This window comes from Methyloglobulus sp., assembly GCF_964779595.1.
Map to the genome: position 1 here is coordinate 20,533 of NZ_CBAROL010000017.1, position 24,951 is coordinate 45,483.

The 24,951-nt window shown below is 44.3% G+C and carries 31 protein-coding genes and 1 riboswitch; of the genes, 16 read left to right on the top strand and 15 right to left on the bottom strand.

What is annotated here, in order from left to right; genetic code table 11:
• Positions 1 to 60: 60 nt before the first annotated feature.
• The 10 genes from AC1YY3_RS07890 (at position 61) to rapZ (ending at position 7,687) form a co-directional block, all read left to right on the top strand.
• Positions 61 to 549: a dihydrofolate reductase gene (locus AC1YY3_RS07890; protein WP_481823874.1), complete on the top strand. Its 489-nt coding sequence runs from the start codon at positions 61 to 63 to the stop codon at positions 547 to 549.
• Positions 550 to 782: 233 nt separating this feature from the next.
• Positions 783 to 1,352 (top strand): Slp family lipoprotein, encoded by a 570-nt coding sequence (locus AC1YY3_RS07895; RefSeq protein WP_481823875.1) that lies wholly within the window; start codon positions 783 to 785, stop codon positions 1,350 to 1,352.
• A 224-nt stretch (positions 1,353 to 1,576) separates the two neighbouring features.
• Positions 1,577 to 2,554 (top strand): KpsF/GutQ family sugar-phosphate isomerase, encoded by a 978-nt coding sequence (locus AC1YY3_RS07900; protein ID WP_481823922.1) that lies wholly within the window; start codon positions 1,577 to 1,579, stop codon positions 2,552 to 2,554.
• A 29-nt stretch (positions 2,555 to 2,583) separates the two neighbouring features.
• Positions 2,584 to 3,108, top strand: a complete 525-nt coding sequence (gene kdsC, locus AC1YY3_RS07905) for a 3-deoxy-manno-octulosonate-8-phosphatase KdsC (RefSeq protein WP_481823923.1) — start codon at positions 2,584 to 2,586, stop codon at positions 3,106 to 3,108.
• Complete coding sequence (gene lptC, locus AC1YY3_RS07910) at positions 3,105 to 3,674, top strand: LPS export ABC transporter periplasmic protein LptC (protein ID WP_481823876.1); 570 nt, start codon at positions 3,105 to 3,107, stop codon at positions 3,672 to 3,674. Before kdsC ends, lptC begins: the two co-directional genes overlap by 4 nt.
• 28 nt (positions 3,675 to 3,702) lie before the next feature.
• A complete protein-coding gene (gene lptA / locus AC1YY3_RS07915) occupies positions 3,703 to 4,254 on the top strand; it encodes a lipopolysaccharide transport periplasmic protein LptA (protein ID WP_481823877.1) in 552 nt (183 codons plus the stop codon).
• Positions 4,211 to 4,936, top strand: a complete 726-nt coding sequence (gene lptB, locus AC1YY3_RS07920) for an LPS export ABC transporter ATP-binding protein (RefSeq protein WP_481823878.1) — start codon at positions 4,211 to 4,213, stop codon at positions 4,934 to 4,936. The genes lptA and lptB overlap by 44 nt, the downstream gene beginning before the upstream one ends.
• A 30-nt stretch (positions 4,937 to 4,966) precedes the next feature.
• On the top strand, positions 4,967 to 6,415 hold the full coding sequence (locus AC1YY3_RS07925) for an RNA polymerase factor sigma-54 (RefSeq protein ID WP_481823879.1): 1,449 nt from the start codon (positions 4,967 to 4,969) through the stop codon (positions 6,413 to 6,415).
• A 49-nt stretch (positions 6,416 to 6,464) separates the two neighbouring features.
• Positions 6,465 to 6,755 (top strand): ribosome hibernation-promoting factor, HPF/YfiA family, encoded by a 291-nt coding sequence (gene hpf, locus AC1YY3_RS07930; protein WP_481823880.1) that lies wholly within the window; start codon positions 6,465 to 6,467, stop codon positions 6,753 to 6,755.
• Between the two features lie 74 nt (positions 6,756 to 6,829).
• The gene (gene rapZ, locus AC1YY3_RS07935) at positions 6,830 to 7,687 is read left to right on the top strand and encodes an RNase adapter RapZ (protein WP_481823881.1); all 858 of its coding nucleotides are present in this window, start codon (positions 6,830 to 6,832) and stop codon (positions 7,685 to 7,687) included.
• A 14-nt stretch (positions 7,688 to 7,701) separates the two neighbouring features.
• On the opposite strand, the gene AC1YY3_RS07940 is transcribed toward rapZ, so the two are convergent.
• Genes AC1YY3_RS07940 through minC form a run of 4 tightly spaced genes read right to left on the bottom strand, consistent with a single transcriptional unit; the run spans position 7,702 to position 9,768 of the window.
• The gene (locus AC1YY3_RS07940; protein WP_481823882.1) at positions 7,702 to 7,905 is read right to left on the bottom strand and encodes a winged helix-turn-helix domain-containing protein; all 204 of its coding nucleotides are present in this window, start codon (positions 7,903 to 7,905) and stop codon (positions 7,702 to 7,704) included.
• Between the two features lie 23 nt (positions 7,906 to 7,928).
• On the bottom strand, positions 7,929 to 8,195 hold the full coding sequence (gene minE / locus AC1YY3_RS07945; protein WP_481823883.1) for a cell division topological specificity factor MinE: 267 nt from the start codon (positions 8,193 to 8,195) through the stop codon (positions 7,929 to 7,931).
• Complete coding sequence (gene minD / locus AC1YY3_RS07950; protein WP_481823884.1) at positions 8,195 to 9,004, bottom strand: septum site-determining protein MinD; 810 nt, start codon at positions 9,002 to 9,004, stop codon at positions 8,195 to 8,197. Before minD ends, minE begins: the two co-directional genes overlap by 1 nt.
• Positions 9,005 to 9,033: 29 nt before the next feature.
• Positions 9,034 to 9,768 carry a septum site-determining protein MinC gene (gene minC, locus AC1YY3_RS07955; RefSeq protein WP_481823885.1) on the bottom strand — a complete coding sequence of 245 codons (735 nt, stop codon included), beginning with the start codon at positions 9,766 to 9,768 and terminating at the stop codon, positions 9,034 to 9,036.
• Between the two features lie 207 nt (positions 9,769 to 9,975).
• A riboswitch (TPP riboswitch) is annotated at positions 9,976 to 10,077 on the top strand.
• Positions 10,078 to 10,103: 26 nt separating this feature from the next.
• Here minC and thiC point away from each other — a divergent pair.
• Positions 10,104 to 11,984, top strand: coding sequence for a phosphomethylpyrimidine synthase ThiC (gene thiC, locus AC1YY3_RS07960; RefSeq protein ID WP_481823886.1), 1,881 nt, complete (start codon positions 10,104 to 10,106; stop codon positions 11,982 to 11,984).
• Positions 11,985 to 12,068: 84 nt separating this feature from the next.
• Here the strand turns inward: thiC and AC1YY3_RS07965 are convergent, their stop codons facing one another.
• The 11 genes from AC1YY3_RS07965 to pgi all read right to left on the bottom strand — a co-directional run bounded on the left by AC1YY3_RS07965 (position 12,069) and on the right by pgi (position 21,046).
• Positions 12,069 to 12,728 (bottom strand): TetR/AcrR family transcriptional regulator, encoded by a 660-nt coding sequence (locus AC1YY3_RS07965; RefSeq protein ID WP_481823887.1) that lies wholly within the window; start codon positions 12,726 to 12,728, stop codon positions 12,069 to 12,071.
• 39 nt (positions 12,729 to 12,767) lie between these two features.
• Complete coding sequence (locus AC1YY3_RS07970) at positions 12,768 to 14,087, bottom strand: S8 family peptidase (protein WP_482194402.1); 1,320 nt, start codon at positions 14,085 to 14,087, stop codon at positions 12,768 to 12,770.
• A gap of 2 nt (positions 14,088 to 14,089) precedes the next feature.
• The gene (locus AC1YY3_RS07975; RefSeq protein ID WP_481823889.1) at positions 14,090 to 14,836 is read right to left on the bottom strand and encodes a hypothetical protein; all 747 of its coding nucleotides are present in this window, start codon (positions 14,834 to 14,836) and stop codon (positions 14,090 to 14,092) included.
• Between the two features lie 17 nt (positions 14,837 to 14,853).
• Complete coding sequence (locus AC1YY3_RS07980; protein ID WP_482194403.1) at positions 14,854 to 15,438, bottom strand: RNA polymerase sigma factor; 585 nt, start codon at positions 15,436 to 15,438, stop codon at positions 14,854 to 14,856.
• A 310-nt stretch (positions 15,439 to 15,748) separates the two neighbouring features.
• Entirely contained in the window at positions 15,749 to 15,934 is a 186-nt protein-coding gene (locus AC1YY3_RS07985) for a hypothetical protein (protein ID WP_481823891.1), read from the bottom strand.
• 91 nt (positions 15,935 to 16,025) lie between these two features.
• Positions 16,026 to 16,256: a hypothetical protein gene (locus AC1YY3_RS07990; protein ID WP_481823892.1), complete on the bottom strand. Its 231-nt coding sequence runs from the start codon at positions 16,254 to 16,256 to the stop codon at positions 16,026 to 16,028.
• Positions 16,256 to 16,615: a hypothetical protein gene (locus AC1YY3_RS07995; protein ID WP_481823893.1), complete on the bottom strand. Its 360-nt coding sequence runs from the start codon at positions 16,613 to 16,615 to the stop codon at positions 16,256 to 16,258. Before AC1YY3_RS07995 ends, AC1YY3_RS07990 begins: the two co-directional genes overlap by 1 nt.
• A gap of 326 nt (positions 16,616 to 16,941) precedes the next feature.
• A complete protein-coding gene (locus AC1YY3_RS08000; RefSeq protein WP_481823894.1) occupies positions 16,942 to 17,211 on the bottom strand; it encodes a hypothetical protein in 270 nt (89 codons plus the stop codon).
• Entirely contained in the window at positions 17,163 to 17,675 is a 513-nt protein-coding gene (locus tag AC1YY3_RS08005; protein ID WP_481823895.1) for a hypothetical protein, read from the bottom strand. Before AC1YY3_RS08005 ends, AC1YY3_RS08000 begins: the two co-directional genes overlap by 49 nt.
• A 297-nt stretch (positions 17,676 to 17,972) precedes the next feature.
• Entirely contained in the window at positions 17,973 to 19,412 is a 1,440-nt protein-coding gene (gene mltF / locus AC1YY3_RS08010) for a membrane-bound lytic murein transglycosylase MltF (protein ID WP_481823896.1), read from the bottom strand.
• Positions 19,409 to 21,046 (bottom strand): glucose-6-phosphate isomerase, encoded by a 1,638-nt coding sequence (gene pgi / locus AC1YY3_RS08015; RefSeq protein WP_481823897.1) that lies wholly within the window; start codon positions 21,044 to 21,046, stop codon positions 19,409 to 19,411. Before pgi ends, mltF begins: the two co-directional genes overlap by 4 nt.
• Before the next feature lie 277 nt (positions 21,047 to 21,323).
• Here pgi and AC1YY3_RS08020 point away from each other — a divergent pair, with 277 nt between their 5' ends.
• The 5 genes from AC1YY3_RS08020 (at position 21,324) to AC1YY3_RS08040 (ending at position 24,803) form a co-directional block, all read left to right on the top strand.
• Positions 21,324 to 21,917, top strand: a complete 594-nt coding sequence (locus AC1YY3_RS08020) for a hypothetical protein (RefSeq protein ID WP_481823898.1) — start codon at positions 21,324 to 21,326, stop codon at positions 21,915 to 21,917.
• 94 nt (positions 21,918 to 22,011) lie between these two features.
• On the top strand, positions 22,012 to 22,935 hold the full coding sequence (locus AC1YY3_RS08025; RefSeq protein ID WP_481823899.1) for a copper oxidase: 924 nt from the start codon (positions 22,012 to 22,014) through the stop codon (positions 22,933 to 22,935).
• An 86-nt stretch (positions 22,936 to 23,021) separates the two neighbouring features.
• Entirely contained in the window at positions 23,022 to 23,432 is a 411-nt protein-coding gene (locus AC1YY3_RS08030; protein ID WP_481823900.1) for a YqaA family protein, read from the top strand.
• A 64-nt stretch (positions 23,433 to 23,496) separates the two neighbouring features.
• Positions 23,497 to 24,282, top strand: coding sequence for a hypothetical protein (locus AC1YY3_RS08035; protein ID WP_481823901.1), 786 nt, complete (start codon positions 23,497 to 23,499; stop codon positions 24,280 to 24,282).
• Positions 24,283 to 24,377: 95 nt separating this feature from the next.
• Positions 24,378 to 24,803: a desulfoferrodoxin family protein gene (locus AC1YY3_RS08040; RefSeq protein ID WP_481823902.1), complete on the top strand. Its 426-nt coding sequence runs from the start codon at positions 24,378 to 24,380 to the stop codon at positions 24,801 to 24,803.
• Positions 24,804 to 24,951: the final 148 nt, after the last annotated feature.

The window sequence follows — 24,951 nt, forward strand, 5'->3', positions numbered from 1 at the left end:
GTATGATGTGGTGCGAAAGTTAATATTCGTCAAGCATAGCAAAGCCGTTTAGTCATTCAAATGAAAATATCACTCATCGTCGCCATGTCCAGCAATCGTGCCATCGGTCTTGATGGTCAAATGCCTTGGCATTTATCGGCTGATCTTAAACGCTTTAAGCAAATCACGATGGGGCATCCGATAATTATGGGCAGAAAAACCTTTGATGCCATAGGACGACCTTTACCTGGTCGCAGCAATATCATTGTCAGCAGAAATGCTGCATACAGACCGGAAGGCTGTATTGTGCTTAATAGTGTGGAAGCCGTCATCAGCCATGCTTGCCAAGTGGCCGATGAAGTGTTTGTGATTGGTGGATCGACGCTTTACGAAGCGACGTTACCCCTTGCCGACAGCTTATACATCACGCAAATCAACCAGATTTTCAATGGTGACACATTTTTTCCCGATTTTGATAAGTGTATCTGGAAAGAAGAGGAACGTGAAGACGTACTTGATGACCCTAACGTTAACTTTACCTATAGCTTTTTAAAATTATCTTCTGTATGAAAGCACCCCGTAAAAAGAGTTACATACAAGCTACTCGGTGTTTTTATTAGGCGAGTTATGGGTCTACTCGTATTGAATGCTACTCTTGCCATAAGGGGGTTTTTAGAGATTGAATTATTGGATATTTTGCTTGCCTAATGAGGTGTATCAACCCATTACCGTTTTCTGTATCTTACAATGTGGTTTGTTTGGATATGGCACTCAATAAGAAAAAATTCCGCTGGAGTTAACCCATGAAAAATTATTTGCTCGTTGCCTGTTTGTTGTTGACCGCGTGTTCTAATCTGCCACCTGCCATTGAAGATCCGCCCGCATTTGATCTCAGCTATCAGCAAGCACTCGCCAACAGTGCCCATTACAAAAATGCACTGGTACGCTGGGGTGGCACGATTGTCGAGGTGGAGAATGAACCCACATTTAGTGCAATCCAGGTATTGCTATATCCATTAGGCAATTATGGTCGTCCTGATTTAGACGAACCTAATCAGGGGCGTTTTGTTATCAAAAGCGCAGAATTTCTTGATCCTGCTGTGTATACCAAAAATACCTCCATCACGGTAGCCGGAACGCTGGAGGGTGCTACTGAACGTACAATAGGCAAGAAAACCCTGCGGCTACCTCTTGTTGCCGCAAAGCAAATCCATTTATGGGAAGAACTGAATTATGCACCTTACTACGGTGGCTATGGCGGTTTTGGATATGGTTCAGGGTTTTACCCTTACGGGGGATTTTATGGCTATAGCCCTTATTACTGGGGTGGTAGCTATTACCAACCCCGCAACTTTCACCACCATCATCGTTAATGCCAATACTAGGCGTTTTATTTGAAGCATGTTAAGCAGTAGCTACGCTCATTTGTTTCATCCATGTATTCAAGATTTCTACTGGAATGCCCTTACAGATTAAGCCTTACCGTTGGGTATTTGGTCTATGCTGATAAAGCAAGGACGGCTTAAATATGGCATAATGCGAACGTTTTTTGCCCCTATCTCATATTAATCAAGCTTGCCCTTACTAAATGCTAGAAATGAAGCTACATGATGAAAAACTCCGCGAGTTAGCGCTGGCTGTTATTCAGGTAGAAACCCAGGCGGTTGCTGCATTAGCGGGGCAGATTAACGATAGCTTTGTTAACGCTTGCAAGTTGATGTTCGGCTGCAAAGGGCGGGTGGTGGTAATTGGCATGGGCAAATCCGGTCATATTGCTGGCAAAATTGCCGCAACCTTGGCAAGCACGGGAACACCGGCTTTTTTTGTGCATCCCGGCGAAGCCAGTCACGGCGACATGGGCATGATTACCAAACAGGATGTGGTGTTGGCGTTATCTAATTCCGGTGAAACTGAGGAAATAGTCAAGATTCTACCGATTATCAAACGCTTGGCAGTGCCTTTGATCGCTATGACGGGCAATCCAAAATCGACACTGGCGACTTTTGCAACAACGCATATTAATGTCAGTGTTGCACAGGAAGCCTGCCCCTTGGGTCTTGCGCCCACGTCCAGCACCACGGCTGCGTTGGTGATGGGTGATGCGCTTGCGGTATCGTTGCTAGAAGCGCGAGGGTTTACCAAAGATGATTTTGCACTGTCTCACCCCGGCGGCAGCTTAGGCAAGCAATTATTGTTGCGGGTTGGGGATATTATGCACATTGGTGTAGCACTGCCGTTGGTGCATAAGTCAGCATTAATCAATGCAGCTTTGCTGGAAATGACCGAGAAAAAGTTAGGTATGACGGCGATTGTTGAAGAGGATAAGCGGCTTATCGGTATTTTCACCGATGGCGATTTACGCCGAATGTTAAGTAGAAACCTGGATGTACGCAGCACCAGTATCGTAGAAGTGATGACCCCAAACTGCACCGTCATCAAAGCAGATGCCCTAGCGGCAGAAGCCATGCAGATTATGGAACAGAAAAAAATCAATGCGTTGGTTGTGGTTGACGACCACCAGCACGTGATAGGTGCATTAAATATGCACGATTTGATACGTGCGGGAATTGTATGATGTCGGGTTTTGATAACAGCCAAAAATCTATGGCAGTCGTTTTGGAAAAAGCCAAAAAGCTAAAACTATTAATTTTGGATGTTGATGGCGTATTAACCGACGGGCGGCTATTTTTTGACAATGATGGCACGGAATACAAGTGCTTTCATGCCCGTGATGGGCATGGCATCAAGCTGTTACGGCAAACTGGCGTGGAAGTGGCGGTTATTTCGGGACGAAATTCAAATTCGGTCGCCTTACGCATGAAAAATCTGGGCATTGAGCATGTCTATCAAGGTCACGAAAACAAACTACGTGCTTTTGCGGAATTACTGGAAAAAACAGGCTGCACATTCGAGCAGGTTGCTCATGTCGGTGATGATCTGCTGGATTTACCCGTTATGACGAGAGTCGGTCTAGCTATTGCCGTTAATGATGCTAACTTTGCTGTTAAGGAAAGAGCAGATTGGTGTACGACCTTGCCCGGTGGGCAAGGTGCAGTACGTGAAGTGTGCGATTTGATTATGCAAGCGCAAGGGACTTTTGATAAGGTCTTGGATAGTTATTTAAAATGACGCACTTTAATGAAAAATTCATTTATGTGTTCCTGGCAGCCTTGGCCTTGCTAAGTTGGTGGCTGGCGCAATATTCAGGTTTGATAATACCTGACAAGATCGCCACCAAAGGCAACAATCCCGATTATTTCAGTAAGGACTATACCCAATGGGAAATGGACAAAACCGGTAAATTAAAGAGCAAATTAGTCGCGGAAGAGATGACCCATTATGCGGATTATTGGGCAACGCACACACAAAAACCGGTCATGGAGTTTTATAACGAAAAAACACCTCCTTGGATTATTGAAGCAGCAACTGGAATTTTGTCCGAAGACGGCAAGCAGCTTCAGTTGAACGGTAAAGTCACTGTTAATCGCGCTAAGGCGGAGGGAGTCAAGCAGCTTACAATAAACACTTCAAATGTTTTGGTCAGTCCTGAAACCAGTTATGCAGAAACTAAGGCGTGGGCAGAATTAATCAGTCCACCAAATATCACCACTGGCACGGGTATGAAGGTGACTTTTAAGGAACCTATCCATTTGGAGTTGCTTTCAAAAGTGAAGGGTAAATATGAAACGAAATAAAATAAGCCTAATAATAAGGTGCTGCTGGATGCTGTTTCTGATCGGTTACGCCTCTGGATTATGGGCATTGGAGAGCGATCCCGATCAGCCCATTACCATTGATTCCAATACCGCAACGTACGATGATGTCAGCGCTACCAGCATTTACACGGGCAATGTCATTTCAATTCAAGGTAGCATTCGGGTCAATTCGGACAAATTGGTGGTGTATTTTGTTGAGGGCGATGCGGAAAAACTGGTGTTTACCGGAAACAAAGCTAAATTTAAGCAAACCCCCAATCCAGGTGCGGAAGATATAACGGGCGAAGCACTAACTGGCGAATATTTTCCCAAGAAAAATCTTTTGATACTGATTGATGAGGCGACTGTTTGGCAAGGTTCCGCCACTTACACCAGTGATTTAATCGAATATGACAGCAAGCGTTCTATCGTGAAAGCGGGTGAAAAAACCTCAGATGCCAAGCGTGTCCACGTCTTGTTGCAGCCTAAAAAAAACACTGAAAATAAAACCGAAAATAAGACGGATAATAAGAAGAATGACGACACTAGCAGCAAAACACCTGATCAAAACCTACAATAAACGTAATGTAGTCAATGGTGTTTCATTGCACGTCAGTACCGGCGAAGTAGTCGGTTTGCTGGGGCCTAATGGTGCGGGGAAAACCACCAGTTTTTACATGATGGTGGGGCTTATTCAAGTGGATGAAGGTCAGATTTTGCTGGATTCATTAGATATAACCCATCATCCCATGCACTCACGGGCGCAATTGGGCGTGGGTTATTTGCCGCAGGAGCCTTCCGTTTTTCGCAAACTCAGTGTGGCGGATAATCTGCGGGCAGTTCTCCAAATCCGTACCGATTTGACCGAAGGTCAAATGGAACTGATTATTGAGGAATTGCTAGAAGAATTCCATATTCCGCATTTACGCCATCAAATGGCATTGAGCTTATCGGGTGGTGAGCGGCGACGGGTGGAAATCGCTAGGGCATTGGCGAGCAATCCGCAGTTTATTTTGCTCGATGAACCCTTTGCTGGGGTTGACCCGATCTCGGTCGAAGACATCCAAACCATTATAGAACACCTGAAAGACCGAGGAATTGGTATACTGATTACCGAACATAATGTCCAAGAAACCCTAGGAATATGTAGCCGTGCGTATATACTTAACGAAGGCAGGGTGATTGCCGAAGGCAGTACGGAGGCTATCGTGGCGAATGAGGAAGTGCGAAAGGTTTATCTAGGAAAAAATTTCAAGTTATGATGCTTACTCACTGGGTAATGTGATGCGCTTATGAAACATTCTATTAATCTAAAGCTAGGTCAGAACTTATCGATGACGCCGCAATTGCAGCAGGCGATTCGGTTGCTGCAAATGTCTACCTTGGATTTACAGCAAGAAATCCAGCAGGTGCTTGATTCAAATATGATGTTGGAAGTCGATGAGGAAGATGTCGGATTTCAGTCGCTTGAAGTGGTAGCAGAAAAGAAAACCGAAAATGCTGATACAGTCACCAGCGAAGGTTCACAAACTGATATGCCCGATGAGTTTCCCATAGATTCTTCCTGGGACGATGTGTACCAGGAAGACTACGAGGCAAGTAGCAGCCCCAGCAATGAAGCCGTAGAATTTGAAACCCAACGCGGCAACACCTCAACCTTGCTGGATCATTTGCTCTGGCAACTGGAATTGACCCCGTTTTCCGAACGCGACTACGACATCGCCTTGTCAATCATTGACTCAATCAACGATGAAGGTTATTTAATTAGCCGCCTTGAGGAAATTTTTCAGGGTTTGCAAGGTCAAATTGATGACTTGGAAGAAGATGAGGTAACTGCCGTGTTGCACAGGGTGCAGAATTTTGATCCATCAGGTATTGCCGCAGTTGACCTTCAAGACTGTCTCAAAATTCAATTAATGCAATTGCCTGAGCAAATGCCTTACCGAAAAGAAGCGCTGACTGTCGTCAAAAACCATCTGGAATTATTGGCAAACCACGGCAGAGTCGCGCTGATGAAGGAGTTATCCACAACATCAGAACAGTTGGATAAAATCGTCGCACTCATCAGGACGCTCGACCCCAAACCCGGCTTACAAATACAACAGTCGAAATCAGAATACGTCATCCCCGATGTCTACGTCAGCAAACGTGGCAACACTTGGCAGGTCAATCTTAACCCAGAAGTTGCACCGAAATTACGCATCAATGCCGAATATTCTGCGCTGATAAAAATGGCGGATGACAGTAAAGACAACCAGTGCATGAAGGAACATTTTCAAGAAGCCAAATGGTTCATCAAGAGCTTACAAGGGCGCAACGATACGCTATTGCGCGTCGCCCGAGCTATCGTAGCTAGACAAACAGATTTTCTTGAACATGGGGCTATCGCCATGAAACCGATGGTGTTAAAGGTGATTGCCGAAGAATTGGAACTGCACGAATCGACCATATCCCGCGTCACCACCCAAAAATACATGCACACGCCCAATGGGATTGTGGAATTCAAATACTTTTTTTCCAGCCACGTATCAACCGAAGAAGGAGGTGAATGTTCGTCCACGGCCATTAGAGCCTTTATCAAAGAGTTAGTCGGGAACGAAAATCCGGCAAAGCCATTAAGTGACAATAAAATCGCGGATTTATTAAACGAAAAGGGTATAAATGTTGCCAGAAGAACCATCGCAAAATACCGCGAGGCAATGTTTATTGCATCTTCCAGCGAACGCAAACGTACCTTATGAGGCTAACTCGCAAAAATAAACTATCATCCATAAGTAAAAGGAGTATTCCATGCAAGTCATAGTAACAGGTCATCACCTAGAAATTACTGACTCTTTGAGAGCCCATATCGATTCGAGATTTGAGAAGTTAGGGCGACATTTTGATAATGTTACTGATGTACACGTTATATTGAGCATAGAAAAATTAATGCAGAAAGCGGAAGCTACCGTGCATATTAATGGTGCAACAATATTTGCTGAAGACCATCAAGAAGATATGTATGTAGCTATTGATGATATGGTCGATAAACTTGACCGTCAAATCACCAAACATAAAGAAAAAGTCAGTAGCTATCGTTAATATCAACCCAATCTAATAACATACGAGGTGCAAAGGTTGTTTTATACTTTGCACCTTTGTCCGCACTCAGATTTATGAAGTTAATCATTGTTAGTGGTCTTTCCGGTTCCGGCAAAAGTATTGCTTTGGAAACTTTGGAAGACTGCGGTTTTTACTGTATCGATAATCTCCCCTTTACCTTGCTGGAAAGCTTTATCAGCCATGTCATGCTGGTTGATAAAAATACCTACGCAAAAACGGCTATTGGCATTGATGCGCGCAACCAAAGCGAAAGCTTGGTGAATTTTTCTGATAGTTTACGCTTGATTCGCAGTAAAGGGATTGATTGTGAGATTATCTTTATGCAGGCGGAAGAATCGACCTTATTGAAACGCTACAGTGAAACCCGTCGCAAACACCCGCTGACGGATTTCAACATTCCCTTAAAAGAAGCGATAAAGATTGAAAAAGAGATGTTGGTACCGATTGCCAGACATGCAAGCGTCGTGATTGATACCAGCCGCACCCATTATCATCAACTTCTGGAGCTGATAAAAGATCAAATTGGCGAACGTGAATTCAGGCATATCTCCCTGCAATTTCAATCGTTTGGCTTTAAAAATGGTGTGCCATTGGATGCTGATTTTGTATTTGATGCGCGGTGCTTGCCGAATCCGTATTGGATACCTGAATTAAGAGGCTTGACGGGCAAAGATCAGCCAGTGAGTGATTTTCTAAAAGGACAGGAGTTCGTCGGGGATTTTTTCCAAGACATTACCGAGTTATTGGAACGCTGGATTCCGCGATTTGAAGCAGAAGGCAGAAGCTATCTGACGGTGGCAATAGGTTGCACGGGTGGGCAACACCGCTCGGTTTATCTGGTTGATGCACTCTCAAAGCAATTCAAAAGCCCGACGCTCAATGTGATCGTCCGGCACCGTGAACTCAATTAATACACTAGATCCGCTTATTTCAACGAAAGTGTTTCAACCCGACCTTTCAATTCAATCACCAATTTGCCTTCCTTCGCTAACCAGCCGATACCGCGTTGGACATCGTTTTTGCCTAAGCCAGTATCCGTGGTGATTTTTGTGACGCTAGACGCGCCATTTTTGTCCAGATAAGTCCAGATTTTTCCGGCGGCTGCACCAATTTCAGTGATTGCTGTCATAAATAATTCCTAGTTGTGCTTGATTAAAATCGCTTGGTTGTGTCGTCCGGTAACATAATATTCAACTCCAGGGTTTCCTGGTTTCCATCCTGCTCAAACTTAACGGATATGGCATCTTTGTCTACGTGGACGTATTTTTGGATGACATCTAATAGTTCTTTTTGGAGCTGGGGCAAATACATGGGCTGATTATTAGAGACCCGCTCATGTGCTACCAGAATTTGCAGTCTTTCCTTAGCGAGCGAAGCCGAACTGGTTTTCGAGGTCTTAAAGTAATCCAGTAAGCTCATTACTTACCTCCGAACAGTTTGCCAAAGAAGCCTTTCTTATCATCAATAAAGCGGTGTGGTTTATTCTCGCCCAGATAACGGGCAACAATATCGGCATACGCCTGACCTGCATCGCTTTTTTCATCGAGAATGACCGGAATACCTGAGTTTGAAGCATTCAACACCGATTTTGATTCTGGGATTACACCCAAAAGATGCAACGACAATATTTCCTGCACATCATCGACACTGAGCATTTCACCTAATTTCACGCGTTCAGGGGAATAACGGGTCAGTAGCAGGTATTCTTTGATGGGTTCTTTGTTTTGTTCAGCACGACGAGATTTGCTGGATAATATCCCCAACATGCGGTCGGAGTCTCTGACAGAAGATACTTCGGGATTGGTTACCACAAACGCATCATCGGCAAAGTACATCGCTAAATGTGCGCCTCTTTCAATCCCAGCAGGCGAATCACAAATGATGTATTTGAAGTCCTTGGACAAGTCGTCTAATACCTTGCCAACACCTTCCTGACTCAGTGCATCTTTATCGCGGGTTTGTGAAGCGGCCAGTATGTACAGCAGGTTACAGTTTTTATCCTTTATCAACGCCTGATTAAGGCTGGCCTCGCCATTGATAACATTGATAAAGTCGTAAACAACCCGACGCTCACAACCCATGATTAAGTCCAGATTACGTAAACCTACATCAAAATCAATGACAGCTGTTTTGTGACCTTTTTTTGCAAGTCCCATAGCAATAGCGGCGCTGGTTGTAGTTTTACCTACGCCTCCTTTACCTGATGTTACGACGATGATTCTTGCCAATTGATGTTCCTCCAGTGGTGCGGATGGGATTAAATTTCTTTAATGACTAACGTTTGCTTATCTAAGTAGATTTGCACAGGGGTATTGCGGATATTTTGGTTAAGATCCTCGCTGATTTTGTAGTTTCCAGCGATTGAAATCAGTTCAGCCTGAAGATCAGAACAAAATATTCGTGCTTCAGTATTGCCTTGCACACCGGCTAAGGCGCGTCCTCGCAAGGTACCGTAAACGTGAATATTACCTTCTGCCAAAATCTCTGTGCCTGCGCTCACTTGGGCAATAATAACCAAGTCACCAGCGGCATAAACTCGCTGACCGGAACGGATGGGGTGGGTAATAACGGTTGTACCAGTTTGCAGTAGATCTTTAGTTTCCGGCTCAGGAGTCGGTGTTTTGGGCTTTTTTGCGTCAATCGTTGTACTGCTGGTATGTATGGAATGCAGTGGAATGCCTAGGGTAATCGCTTGTTCATTCTGTTGTGCATTGCCGCCACGGATGCCGATAGGTAGTAGACCAAGTTTACGTATGACTTCAATAACCGCGACAATATCAACGTCAACACTTTGTTTGTTTAGCTCTTGAACGTCCAAAACTAGCGGAGAATTTTTGAAAAATTCTGGTGCTAACAGAACTTTTGCCTGGAGCTGTTGCTCAATGATGATCAGGTCATTACTGGCTATGACCAATACAGGTACAGAAAAAGTGCTGCTCTTGAATTCCAAAGCAGGCGGGTTATAAGGCGTTTTTTGTGCGTCTTTAGACATCCGTTCAGTCGTGTTTGGTCAATATTGCAGCAATCTTAACACTAGTCGTAGAAAAAATCATATTTCGACGACTAAAAACTTGCATAAAAGTCAGATTTTTTAAAGGTTTCTCATAGATTTAGCGGTTTTTTTACTAAAAGAAACTGCATCCGTTACAATGCCACAAACTTGCAATTTCCCTGTTTTTCCTTTAACTTAGATAACATCCGTAATGGCTAGGGGTGCTTTGATTATTGTTTCAAGGCTGAGAAATACCCTTTGAACCTGACCCCGGCTAATACCGGCGTAGGGAAGCCCACACTTCCCGCGCCTTGTCTTATTTTTTGGAGATAAACATGAGCGCTGTCATTAAAGATGCCTCTTTCACCGCTGAAACCGCTGCTAACAGCGTAAAAATCGATTCTTACCCTGCATCGGAGAAAATCTATGTGCAAGGTAGTCGTGCCGATATACGCGTTCCTATGCGTAAAATAAGCCTTTCAGATACACCCGCCCACTTCGGAACGGAAAAAAATCCACCACTTTATGTCTATGACACGTCTGGGGTTTACACCGACCCAAATGTGGCGGTGGATTTGAAGAAAGGCTTGGGTTCTGTCCGTGCTGTGTGGATAGCGGAACGCAACGATACGGAAGAATTATCTGGGCCAAGTTCTGAATTTGGTCGTCAACGCATGACCGATCCGGCCACTGCAAACCTTCGTTTTGAACATATCCGCAAACCACGCCGCGCACTAGCTGGGGCAAACGTATCGCAGATGCACTATGCCAGAAAAGGCATAATCACGCCGGAAATGGAATATATCGCCATCCGCGAGAACCAGAACATGGAACTGATGCGTGATTTATGGAAAGACCAACACCCAGGCAATTCCTTCGGCGCATCAATTCAATCTTCTATCACCCCTGAATTTGTCCGCGATGAAGTCGCCAGGGGACGGGCGATTATTCCGGCGAATATTAACCATCCAGAACTGGAACCGATGATTATCGGGCGCAATTTTCTGGTTAAAATCAACGGAAACCTGGGTAATTCTGCCGTCACTTCGTCTATCGACGAAGAAGTTGAAAAAATGCTCTGGGGCATACGCTGGGGCGGCGACACTATCATGGATTTGTCTACCGGCAAAAATATCCATGAAACACGGGAATGGATTTTGCGTAATTCGCCCGTGCCGATTGGGACTGTTCCTATTTATCAGGCTTTGGAAAAGGTCAACGGCAAAGCCGAAGATCTGACTTGGGAAATCTACCGCGACACACTTATAGAACAAGCCGAGCAAGGCGTGGATTACTTTACCATCCACGCTGGCGTAAGACTGCATCATGTGCCGTTAACGGCCAAACGTATGACGGGCATCGTCTCGCGTGGCGGTTCCATCATGGCAAAATGGTGTTTGGCGCACCATACCGAAAGCTTCTTGTACACGCATTTTGAAGAAATCTGCGAAATCATGAAGGTTTATGACGTATCGTTTTCCTTGGGCGACGGCTTGCGTCCTGGTTCGATCTACGATGCCAACGATGCGGCACAATTCGGTGAATTGGAAACACTAGGGGAATTGACCAAAATCGCCTGGAAGCACGATGTGCAGACCATGATCGAAGGTCCAGGTCATGTGCCTTTGCACATGATTAAGGTCAACATGGAGAAACAACTGGAAGAGTGCGGCGAAGCACCTTTTTATACATTGGGTCCTTTGACCACTGATATTGCTCCTGGTTATGACCACATTACGTCCGCTATCGGCGCGGCAAATATTGGTTGGTATGGTTGCGCGATGCTGTGTTACGTCACCCAAAAAGAACATTTGGGCTTGCCTAATAAGCAGGATGTACGTGAAGGGATAGTAACTTATAAAATTGCTGCCCATGCCGCCGACCTTGCTAAAGGTCATCCTGGCGCACAGGCGCGGGACAATGCGATGTCCAAGGCGCGGTTTGAATTCCGCTGGGAAGACCAGTTTAATATTGGGCTAGATCCTGAAAAAGCGCGGGAATTTCATGATGAAACCTTGCCAAAAGATTCAGCAAAAGTGGCGCATTTTTGTTCCATGTGTGGGCCGCATTTCTGCTCCATGAAAATCAGCCAGGATGTCCGCGATTACGCCCACGCCAAAGGAATTGAAGATGAAAAAGAGGCTTTAACCCTTGGAATGCAAGAAAAATCAAAGCAATTTATTGAGGAAGGCGCGGATATTTATCACAAGGTGTGATTAATCCTAAGAAGTTAAGCTTTTAAGCGAACACCGAAGCAATTCTAAACATTGCTTCGGTGGTTGATCTTTAGTAATAAAGATTTAGCGGCTGGCTGCAATTGCCAGTCGTACATTAGCTTGTTTGGGGGGTGCTATTCCACTCATAGAACCCATCCAACCGTCATGAATGAACCGTCTAATGAGCAGAATAACACTTTCTTCCAAATCGTTTTTATTCAAGCCGCCAAGTTGTGTTGTTAGCATGAAGACGCAAATTCCGTGAACACCACCCAAGAAAGCTAAGGCGGTTTGTCTGCGTTGGGTATAGGATAACTCTGGTGCAATCAGTGCGAAATGTGCCTCAAATTTTCCATAAAGATTATCGACTTTCTTTTGATACCATTCTGGAATTTCGGCATCTTCGGGCATACGGTGTTCAAAAACCATGCTCCAGAGATTAAGATTTTCGCTGGCATAATGGATATAGACACCCGCCAACGCTTCCAAACATTGCTCAGGGCTTGAGCATTCGGCTTGATCCATTTGCTCGGTGATGGCATCCAACGTCCTGCCTTTGATGTGCAAGATTAAATCATTCATGCTGTCAAATACCATATAGATGCTGCCCACGGTATAGCCAATCTTCACTGCAATATTGCGTACCCTTAACTGAGCTAAACCGCCATCGACAACCAAATCTTCGGCTGCAACCAGAACCATGTTTTTTATTTGCTCTAGCGTGTGATGTCCTCTTCTTGCCATTTTCGTATCCTCTAAAATGTAGGGTATTGCTTAATTGATCTATAAAGTGCTGCTAATCTGTGCAAAACTCAGCACCTGATCTGAACAAGCCGTTGTTTCGCATAGTGTATTCAGTGCAGCATTTGCATTAACGCCAGCGATAATGCCGTCTTTTGATATTAATTTAGATTTCTGTAAAATCGTGTGTGCCTCAGCCAAGCTCAGATCGGGTTTGATTTCCAGTAATAAGGCCACCACACCGGACACTTCAGCCGCTGCTATGGAACTTCCTGAGATAAAATCGTAAGTGCCGTGTGGTAAGGTCGTCAGTATTTTATCGCCTGGTGCGGTTATGTTTTCCACCAACGAACCCACCACTTGTGCATGCTGTTTAATAGATTGAACAGAAATGACATCTTTTAAGGAAGCCGGAAAATCCTTGGCAGACCCCGTGTCTGCGGCAACCACGATAATCCCTTTTGCCATCGCTTTGTTAAGCAATAAGGTCAGCAAAGGATCTTGTGGACCAGTTAGGCTCATATTGAGTACATCAACACCCGCTTTGATTGCGGTATTGACGGCCAACGCGAGGGTAAAGCTGTTGCAAACCGCTGCGATTGCATCGGTTTTATCCGGCCAACAGGCTTTCAAGGCGATCAGTTTGGCGTTCGGTGCTACGCCAATAATGCCGGTGGCGTTATCTCTTCTAGCGACCATTATCCCAGCAACCGCCGTGCCGTGGATGTCAGTTGAAAAACTGGCGGATATATCTTTTGCGAAATTTTGGTTTTTGCTGATCTGCCCTGCCAAGTCTGGATGGTCTAAGTCCACCCCAGTATCTATCATACCAATAGTGATATTTCGACCGGTTGCTCTACCATGCGCCAAATCGATCTGCATTTGCTGCATATTGGTCTGGAGCTTAAAGTAGGGATCGTTATAGGATTGAGACTGTGCCTTAGTCCTAAACACATTCATAGACTGCACAATATCGACGCGATCATCCTTAGACAAGCGCTCAATGGCACTGGGTATAGAGGCCTTGTCTGCAACCTGGTAAACCACACAGTGCACACCCACCTCAGTCATCGGCCATTCAGTCAGCTTCTTTAAATCGTAATCGTCAGCTAATTGATTGGTGAGTCGCTCACTCCAAGTTGAGCTTTGGTAATCACCACGTTGTCTGTAGGACGTAGGGGAAGCAGAGCTTTTGATGCTACCGATGGTGTTGTCAGTAAACGCTACCAATAGAAGACGATCAGCATTTTTCTCGTCTAACAGGCTGTATAGTTCGCTCTTATTGTCAGACGAGCTTTTACTTTCCGAAGGGGCAGAAAAAACCGTCAAACTAAGTAACGCTAATAATAAATACGTTTTCATCTTTATTTCTCCGTATGCGTTGCAGAAAGCAGCGCATAAGCGGGTTCTGCAAAGATAACCTTGGTGTCTTTCCTTAACAACTCAACAACATCAAGAAGATGTTTTTTAGCTATATCTCTATCCAACCTAACCGTGTAAACACCTTGAGCGGTGGGGTTAGCGCTAGTAAATTGACCGTGAACGCGTTCAAGGATTGTGTTTTTTTGTTGCTCATCGACATTCTCAGCAAATACCACCCTGACTTCGTTCGCGTTCATGGCTTCTGGCTGTGCATCGGAGGAAAGGGTTCTAAAATCACTGCCGTGCATGTCATTTTCAACATGACGTGGCATCAGCACAGATAAAGACAATAGCAATGCTGCCGCCATTGCCAAGGCTGGTCGTGTGTTCGTCCAAACCTGTTTTTTAGTGCGGCTAAGTTGACTAACATTGCTAGATACACTGGTTTCAGGCTGTTCTGAGCGATCTTGTTGTGGCAAAGCTTGCAAATCCAGTGCTTGACCAGAATGCAGACGTTTTTTCAGCCGCGAAAAAGACGCATGTTCTGCCGAGTCAAGTGCGCCTTCTTGGATAACAGCCTGCGCCAATTTCTGTAATTGGACGACCTCGCGTTTACAGGTAAGGCAAACAGACAGGTGACTCTCAACGGCTTTTAGTTCAGCACCTTGCAGGGTTTTCTTAACAAACCAAGGCAGCAACTGAGAAAGTTCTTGATGTGCAGAGTAAGATTTACTATCGATATTTTTCATCATAAGCTCCTGAACTTTCAGTTTGTGTGAGACGAACTGTCGTTCGTTGAGGCCAAGATCACTGCCAGATTTTTACGGGCGTGGTGCATTCGGGTTTTTACGGTATTTTCAGGGCAGTCCATAATGGTCGCAATTTCACCGTAACTTAGGCTTTCATAATAAGTGAGCTCAATAACCGCACGATGTTCAGGTGATAATTGACCTAATGCAGACACCAACCAGTCATCAAATTCTAACTGACCAAACTCGGCATCTTGTTTGCCGAGCCAAGAGCTATCCTCGTCGATGTCATCTAGCGATACCTCTTCAGAGCGATCAGCATTGCGTGCGGCTTGCCTGGCCTTATTAAAGGCGATGCCGAAAATCCAAGCGGAAGGTTTACACTGCGGATTGTAGCTGGCGGCTTTTTCCCAAACGACGTACATAACATCGTTGATGATTTCATCAATCAAATCATCACGGCGGGTAACACGAGCAATAAATCGAAATAAACGGGTGTAATAATGATGGTAAAGCTGCTCAAGCGCCTGCTCATCCGCATTGCAGAGACGCGCTATTAAATCGGCATCGCGCATTTGCTGACCATTTTGTTGTGTACTCAATGGCGTACCTGCAAAAGATTGTGTGATTACAGCAAGAGCTTTCATTAAAAATAGACCAAATAGATTAACTTTGATAGTTAATTCCAAAAAAACAATGAAAGGTTCAATCGAAGCTTAAAAAAATATTAAATTTTTTAAGCAATTTGTATTTTTTTGAAGAGGAAGCTAGTTATAGCGGAGTGATTTTTATAAATAGCATTAAATAACATATAGTTATAAAATATATTTTTGAATTAAGACTTCAGTTTGGAGCAGAAAAAATTTTATAACTATTTCAAATTTGCACGTATTTGTACTTCTCTGGCGATCTTCAGACTTTTGCTAATACCAAAGCGTCTGTTTTTTCCAGTTTTGATACAAATCTGACTTTATTTGGGCAGGAGTGGATTGATCTTCCTGGATCTGCATGTTGTACTAACTCCACCAACATGGGCGAACGTTCCAGCTTTACGCATAACGCCAACAACAGACCTTTTTTTAATAAAATCTGATTCAATTTTGGTTATACCTTGATTTTTTTGAATAAAGGTATCGCTGCTATCGAATTTAAAGTCAATTACGCCCTTGCTGTTCGCAACTTTCTCTACCTATTGTATTTCTGAATCACCGGAGAATATCTTTACAAAGTATCTGCCCTTTGCTCCCGTACTACGCATAGCAACACTTGAACGCGCACCGCCAATTTTGCATTGCACGGTAAGGGATGCCGCGCTTGCAACACTTGTGACATCCAGGCTAAGTGCCAAAATAAGTGCTACAAAATAAACGACTCTGTTAGTGGTAAAAGGTATTTTTTGTGCCATAAAATTGTTTGCCACTATTTATTCCTAACTTCACAAGTTGAACTATTATCTGCAACTTTGCCATTCTTTTTAAATTTACGTATCACGGCGACAACGACTCCATCACTGAGAAAGCTATCTGGGATTATTGTCTTTCCTATTTCATCCGTGTGGCTATCGAATTCAAACTCTAATCGGCGACCAGATTTCGGTTTGGAAGATACCCAAACCCCGCTGGAACCTGAGCGTATCTTGGCATAGTACTTACTACCCCGTGGAAGACCGTATCCACGCACTGTTGCTTTTGAGCGTAACCGATCAACCCTATTCTCGAAGCGGCAATCAACCGATATAGTCGCAGCCTCTGCTATTCCCAAATAACTCAGAGTAAGCATTATGGCAACTGTGGTTATGCGTAGTGTATTATTAAAGACCATTTCGTCTCTTGGCTAAAATGTAAAGTATTAGTATCGCAAGTTTTCAACAAATTTGATATTCCTGCATTAACCGTAAATCACAAAAAATCGTCTAAAGTTCATTTGGGGGTAAAAAAATTATCATTGAGAACTTTTTTTGTCAATAAGCCAACGCACTCGGCTTAAACGCTAAGGCTCAGGCACTTAGGCAAATGTTGGGGAAAAGGTTTTGATGGTCGTCAGACAAAAAAAACCGCCCAATTGGACGGTTTTTGAGATATAGCTGATGTTATTCAGTATGTTACTTAGTCATTATCTATAATACTAACACTGGCGACGGCACGTTTTACGGTATAGCCCCTAATTCCCTCACGCGCTAATTTAATAATGACTTTTTCTGTGCCTTCACGCTTGATGTCGTCATTGGGTTCTATTTCGATAATACCTGAAACGTTACCTGCGGGTATTAGCAGGGCGCGAGCAATCCTTTGATAGTCTTTGCGATTTGTAGCCTTACCAGAAATGTCTAGCTTAACCCTGATATTGTGGGTTGTTGGTGCGTTGAGGGCAACCAAAAACTGTGCTGTGTCGCCAGCAGTTTCGGTTGCTTGGGGATCGACGGCGGAGATTGAAACTTTTGGTGTTTTGACGGTTGCCCCCCCCCTGCACCTGACAGGCTGACTAAGACATTAGGAACGCCATCAATCGAATAGGTTTCTACGGAGCGAGTAAAGTTTCTGAGAGAATAATTAGGTATATTGGAAAAAGAAGTCCAGAGTGCTAGAGTATCTACAAATTTTCCATTAATTGCGTTCACTACCTCTTGTGTAAGCCCAAAGCTTGCAAAAGAAGTATCTAAGCTAGTTTGTGGTATGAATCCTTGTTTAACAAATAAAGTCCCTTGTTCCCAGCGAATTTTCTCCCCTCCTAGGTCGGTGAAACGATCCACAGAATAATCTTCTGCCACTATCCCAGCAGCCTGAGCATTCCAGCCACCTAAACACACCACCAAAAACAACATCATTTTTAAAGACTTCATATTAACTCCAAAGGTTAGGTAAAAATCTAACGCGAAGCCTACGGCTATTGGCTAATGCTGTCAAGTAAATTTATAAACCCATGCCGTAGCGTCACTGCCCACAGTTAAGCGTTGAGACCTCTTTAACTTGGAGTACAAACCTTGGTTTGCACTCCGGCTTTCGCGGTTTGTAAGGAATCAAAAAACATGTTTTTTGACTCCGTATTTCTTAACTTAAGGCTGGGTTGGTAAGCCCAGCTATTACTGCTTGTGCTGGGTTTCGTACCTCAACCCAGCCCACCAACCACCAATTTATATTCAATATAACGGAGTCGGGATAGCCTCCGCCGTCTGACTTTCCTCAGCCATTTTTTCGGTTTCCATCGCATTCTTCTTAATCTGGTTTTCTTCAGTCAGCCAAACCAGCAAGTCGTAATAACCACGTATGTTTTCGACGTATTGCACGGGTTCACCGCCACGGGCTTGGCCGTATTGGGTTTTTTGGTACCACTTGGGTTGTGCCAGCAAGGGCAGGCGTTTTTTGACATCCATCCATTTATTGGGATCACCGCCCAATTTCTGCGTGATTATCCGTGCATCATGCAGATGCCCAGTGCCGACATTGTAAGATGCCAAGGCAAACCAGGTGCGATCCGGTTCGGGTATGTCTTCGGACATCACTTGTATACGTTGCTTGAAATAACGCGCACCACCTTTGATGCTTTCCACTGGGTCTCGGCGATTTTTGATGTTGAGCAGTTTGGCGGTGTCGTTGGTGAGCATCATGATGCCTTCAACCCCAGTCGGCGATACGGCATTATCCAGCCAATGCGATTCTTGATAGCCGATGGCAGCAAGCAAGCGCCAGTCTATTTCATGCTCTTTAGCGGCGGTGTCAAAATATTGTTGATATTGCGGAAGCCTACTTTTACGGTGTTCCCTGAAGGTGCAGTTATCGACGTAATTGAGGCTGCTAGCATGACCGTAATGTTTTTCGATAAGCTGCGCGAGGGTTTTATCGGCGGTAATACGCTTAAAAAACCGCTCAACTTCGTCGAACAGGCTGGTATCTTCGGAAAGTGGCAATGCCCAAGCCAGTTGCTGCGGCGTGCTGACATCGAAAGCGATATTTAAGGCGGGATAAAAACGGCGGATAAGCAAAATCTGGTTGGAGTCGGCAACGGTATAGTCGATAAGACCTTCATGTAGCAAGTACAGCAAGCCGTTGGTATCCAGTTCATTGTTGACCGTCCACTCGAGCTTGGGGTTGTTTTGCTTTAAAACGCTTAGGCTATTTATATGGCTGGTGCCGTTGGCAACTTCCAATATGCCTTTGTCCAAGTCATTGATTGTTTTAGGTCTACGATGAGCGGAGCGGTAAACGACTTGCTCGGTGACTTCATGATACGCCGGTGCAAAACGCATGTTGTGCTTGCGCTGCTCGGTAATGGTAAGACCAGCAGCGGCTATATCGGCTTTGCCAATGCTAATCTCATCTAAAAGACTGCTAAAGGTTTTAGCGACTTCAAACTTGGCTTTAACGCCGATATGGTCGGCAAATAACGTTACCAGATCATATTCAAGACCAGAAAAACCTTGAGGGCTTTGGTAATAGGTGGTCGGATCAACGCGGGTTAGTATGTGTAAAGTTCCCGAACGCTGGATTCTTCCCAGCTTATTTTGCGGAAAAATTGCAAATAAGCTGGCGACAATGAGAAATACTACACATCCAATAATCAGTTGGCGTTGTCGAGTCAAGTTTGCCGTAATTTTTTATATGCGTTGATAAGGCCATTAGTGGAGCAGTCGTGGCTTTGGGTAACTTCATCGTTTCTAAGCTCAGGTTGGATAACTTTGGCGAGTACTTTTCCGAGTTCCACGCCCATTTGGTCGAAGGAATTGATGTTCCAGATAATGCCTTGCACAAAAATTTTATGCTCATAAAATGCCAGCAACGAACCCAGTGTTTTTGGCGTTAATTGTTTATATAAGAATGAGTTAGAAGGTTTATTGCCGTCAAATACTTTCGATGCAACCAACACAGAATCGGTGCGTTGTTCCGGTGTTAGTTCTTGCATGACCTCCTCGGCAGTTTTGCCGCGCATCAATGCTTCTGGCTGGGCAAGGAAATTTGAAACCAGGATTTCGTGGTGTTCTGGCAGGTCATAAAAACTGTTCGCTGCTGCGTGAAAGTCACAAGGGATCAGTTTGGTACCTTGGTGGATCAGTTGGTAAAAAGCGTGTTGACCGTTGGTACCTTGCTGTCCCCAGATGATCTGTCCGGTATCGTAATCGAGTTTTTTACCATTATTGTCAACGCTTTTGCCGTTGCTTTCCATATCACCTTGTTGCAGATAATCGGAAAAATAACGCATGGAATAGTCATAAGGCAACAGCGCGTAAGATTGAGCGCCGAAAAAATTATTGTACCAAATGCCTAGCAAGCCCATGATTACAGGGATATTTTGCTCAAAAGGCGTATTGCGGAAATGTTCGTCAGCTTCAAAAGCACCTTGCAATAAGTCTTCAAAATTGTCCATGCCCACATGTAAGGCAATCGACAAGCCAACCGCTGACCACAGCGAATAACGTCCACCTACCCAATCCCACAGTTCAAACATATTGTCGGTGTCGATGCCAAAATCCTGCACGAGTTCGGTGTTGGTGGAGATGGCGACAAAATGTTTGGCAACCGCTGACGTGTCATTAACAAGGTCAAGAAACCATTTTCGTGCAGATTTTGCATTGACCATCGCTTCTTGCGTACCAAAAGATTTTGAGGCGATAACAAACAAGGTGGTTTCGGGTAATAAGGTGTTTAATGTACTTAACAGATCAGCCGCGTCGATATTGGAGACGTAATGGACATTCAAAGTTGGTGAACTGGACGGCGTAAGTGCTGCGGAAACCATCTTGGGTCCCAGGCTAGAGCCACCTATGCCGATGTTGACAATATCTGTGATGATTTTGCCGGTGTAACCTTTCCATTCACCGGATCGAACACGGTGACAAAAGCTACGCATCTTGGCTAATACGGCATTGATGTCCGGCATAACATCTTGTCCATCGACATAAACTGGGCGGTTACTCCGGTTTCTTAACGCGGTATGCAGTACCGAACGGTGTTCGGTGGTGTTAATCTCTACGCCCGAAAACATTGCCTGGATTTTGGGTTGCAGATCCGCTTGTCTGGCAAGGTTTATCAGTAAAGGCAAGGTCTGATCGGTAATTCTATTTTTAGAATAATCAAATAAGATGTCATTCAAATGCAGGGAAAATTGCTTAAAACGATCCGGTTCTTGTGCAAAAGCATCACGCATCGAATGGCTTTGGATTTCTTGATAATGTTCTTGTAACGCGATCCAGGCTTTTGAGGTTGTCAGAGATGACATATTTTGGAAGCTCCGTTTGATTATTTCGGGGTTAAGTCTACGAGAAGGGCGGGAGGATGGCAAGACGGGAAGGCGGAATTGATATAGATCAAGTAAGCCTTAATACTTTGATTGGGGTTCTTTATTTGTCTTGGTTGATGTGCTAGAGTGCAGCCTCGCTATTGACGAACAGAAAATGGCAGGTATTTTGTTTAATGTAAACTTAGATTTACGGACAAGGTCGATGTTTTTTTAAAAAACATATTCATTATAATAAGACTGGAAGGTGCGAGACATTATGAACACGTCACAATTAGTTAAAAAGATTTCCCTTGGAGTGCTTGCAGCACTTTTCTCAGCTTCAGTGTGGGCGCACGGTGGCGCTAAAGGCACAGATACCGACCAATGTAAGTTTGAGTTAGAACCAGACCATTGGATACATTACACGGCTTATCAACCAGTCGCTTTTCCAGCGGAAGAGTTCTGCGCCAGTTTACCTAGGGAAAAAGAAGCCACCATTTTGGTATTCGATTATCAAGACCAAAAATATAAAAACGATACCGTTGAGTTTGAAGTAACCAAAGAGCCAGAAGGCACAAGGGTGTTTTTCCTTGAAAAAGCAAAACATAAAAAAGGTACTGTTGAGTTGAAAATGCCTAATGGTGTGCCAGAAGCTGGTAAATATCTGATTCACATTACTTTGGTTCCTGACCAAGGCGAAAGAAAAGATGTCCACATGAGCTTTTCGGCTGGCGGCGGCCCTGCTGCATCAAAAAGCAAGATGTTCTTATATCTACTCGCTGGGGCTGCGGGTGCGTATGTATTGTACTTGTACAATGCAACGTTCAGAAGAGAAGTGGATAAGATCATAGGCAGGAAAGAAAAGGTTTAGTTATATTTTATAGGTGGTTGGTTCAGCTTGAGTTGTTCTAAAAGCAGTCAGGCTGCGCCAAACCAACACAGAGGGTAGTAGGGGTTATACAAAAATGCTGAAGTTTTTATCGGTTGGGTTGTTATCTGTTTTGTTTTCTGCTCCAGTGCTGGCAGAAGAGCTAGAAGATCATACCAAAATGCTTATGGATCATGGTGATGGACATTTAATGGAAATGTCTGGCGGCATGGTTATGGGTCAAAATACTGATAAACTGCCCGGTGGTTGCGACAGTATTTCCGAAACCAAGGAAGTGACCGTCCATGCTGGACATAAATATGCTGAGAAGTTTCCTGGCAGAATGTTTGCGTTTGATACTCAGGAATTTGACTTCAAACCCTGTACTAAACTGACTATACACTTCATCAACGAAGATAAGATCCGTCATCAATGGATGATGCACGGCTTACCTAAGTATATGTATCCAAAAGGTATGTTCCATCTGGAAGTGTCTGGTCCTGCTAAGATTTCTGGCACTTTGATACTTCCTCCTGGCGATAAAACCTATCTGGTTCATTGCGACATAGCCCAGCACATGGAAAAGGGCATGAAAGCGCAGTTGAAGGTTGGTGGTGGCGATGGTGATTTACCCAGCATTCCAGGTGTGACAGCACCTATCAATCAAGATGATTACAACGCTGGACTGCCGGAAGTTTTTGCTGCGGCGAAAGTCACAGAGTCGGACATTGAAGCCGCGAATGTGGCATTAGCAGCAACAGAGGCTGCCAAAAAAGCCGGTAAAATAGCGGCGGCGGCTCAAACTGATTCGTTTGTTTCGGGTACTACCGTCATCGGCTTGGCAATTGGTCTGATAGTATGCGCCTTAATGGGTAGAAAATTTCAGGGCAAAAGCGTTGCGGAAGTTACAACATATAGTTTTGATTTATTGAGAGTATTAATAAGCTTTATCAAAGGTCTGTGTTCCCGAATAATTAGTCTCATCTTTTCATCTAAAAATAAAATCCTGCCGAGCAAGTAAACATGATCGGCACAAAAAGCCCTGCAACAGCCTTGCGGGGCTTTTTTTGGGTAACCTTTTTTGGTAACTGAGAGCCATTAATAATCATGGGACTTTGGGAGTTGTTTCTGAGTGCCTTTATCTCTTCGACTATTGCACCTGGGGGATCTGAAGCGGTTTTGGCTTATATGGCTTCGACAGGAACATATCGCATAGATCAACTGCTCGTAGCTGCCACTGTTGGCAATACCTTAGGTGCAATGACTACGTGGGGATTAGGCATGTTGGCGGCAAAAAAATATCCACTTGCAACGTTGTTATCGGCTGATAAGCAAAAAGCCTTGGCTACTGTTAAGTCAAAAGGAATATGGGTGTTGTTTTTTTCCTGGCTACCTATTGTTGGTGATGCCTTATGTTTTGCTGGCGGTTGGTTAAAGTTGCCTTTATTGTCGGCATTTTTAATTATAATGCTAGGCAAGTTTTGTCGATATTTAGTCGTTGCTTGGTTGTTTATTTGATCTGACAATATTAAAACTGACATTGGTAACGCCTTTTTACTTTAATTTATAACTATTAATCATTGTGTTACGCCATTTTCCAGCGCTAAACGTCGCCTATTCCCATAACAGGCGGGATTATTTCATCGCAGTGTTCACCTTTGTGTGTGTAGCCATTTGTTTGTTGAGCGATGCACATGCGGCGATAGAAAAACAAAATGCGTTAGGCGTTTGTGGCTGGGTATTTCTTATAGCTTTACTGTTGGGCGAACCCATTGATGTCAGGGTGCAAGTCGGCATAGCGGTGATTTTTGCCACGATAGGTGAACATTTCGCCTCCCCCTTCATGGGTGGTTACACTTACCGATTCCATAATGTCCCCGCTTACGTACCTCCCGGACACGGCATGGTTTATTTAACCGCCGTCGCCTTGGCGCGGTCAGGATTATTCCTACGATATGCACGGGAAATCACCCAGTTTGTAGTCACAGTCTGCGGGGCGTGGTCATTGTGGGGGATTAGCGGCATTCCAGATCAGGGCGATGCCGTTGGTGTCATGCTGTTTTGCGTGTTTTTGGTCTACCTGTTTAAAGGTCGTTCACCGATGGTGTACCTTGCTGCTTTCTTCATCACCACATGGCTAGAGCTTATCGGAACAGCCGTTGGCACCTGGAAATGGGCTGCGATTGATCCGGTGTTGGGTTGGACGCAAGGCAATCCGCCCAGCGGCGTGGCAGCTTGGTACTGCTTAGTGGATGCTGTTGCGATTGGTGGAGCCGCGCCAGTCATGAATGGCTTAAAGAATGTCCGTGAATGGCTAAAATCCCTGAAAACCCGAAAAAATGCCTATCAAAGTGCGGGGAGCGAATAAACGCGAACAATGCCGTTAACTGGGTTAAAATTAGCGGCAGGGCAATAATCCTTCTCTACTAACGAGATGGGGATCATCAACCAAGAGGAAATGCTATGGAACGTCGTGATTTTATCAGATTGAGTGCAGTCGGCTTAGGTACAACCCTCATTACACCGACATTGGCTTTAGCAAAAAACGTAAAACTACCGCCAGTAAGCGATATTTATTACACCAAAGAATCGCCAGGCCGCTGGAAAGATAAGGTTGCCGGACATTTACCCAGCATCGGCATAGAAAAAGCCGGTAGCAACATAACCATAAAAGTCGTCACCTCGCACGAAATGAAAAGCTACGAACATTACATCGTCAAACATGTCTTGTTAGACCAAAACTATAAATTTTTAGACGAACACCTGTTCAATCCAGACAAGGATAAAGCCGCAATATCAACATTCACTTTGGAAAATTACAGCGGTGCTATATACGCCCTCAGTATGTGCAATAAACACGACCTGTGGTTGAATTCTGCGACTGTTTAAAACGCGAACATTCAAATTTCAGAACAAACATAGCCGTAACTCTTAGCTTATATTTTTGCTAAAAAGCCAGCATTCAAATTGTCAATGGCTCATAGAAGCTATGAAAATTATATTATTTTCCAAAAAGTTAGCAGCTAAGGTGTTTCTT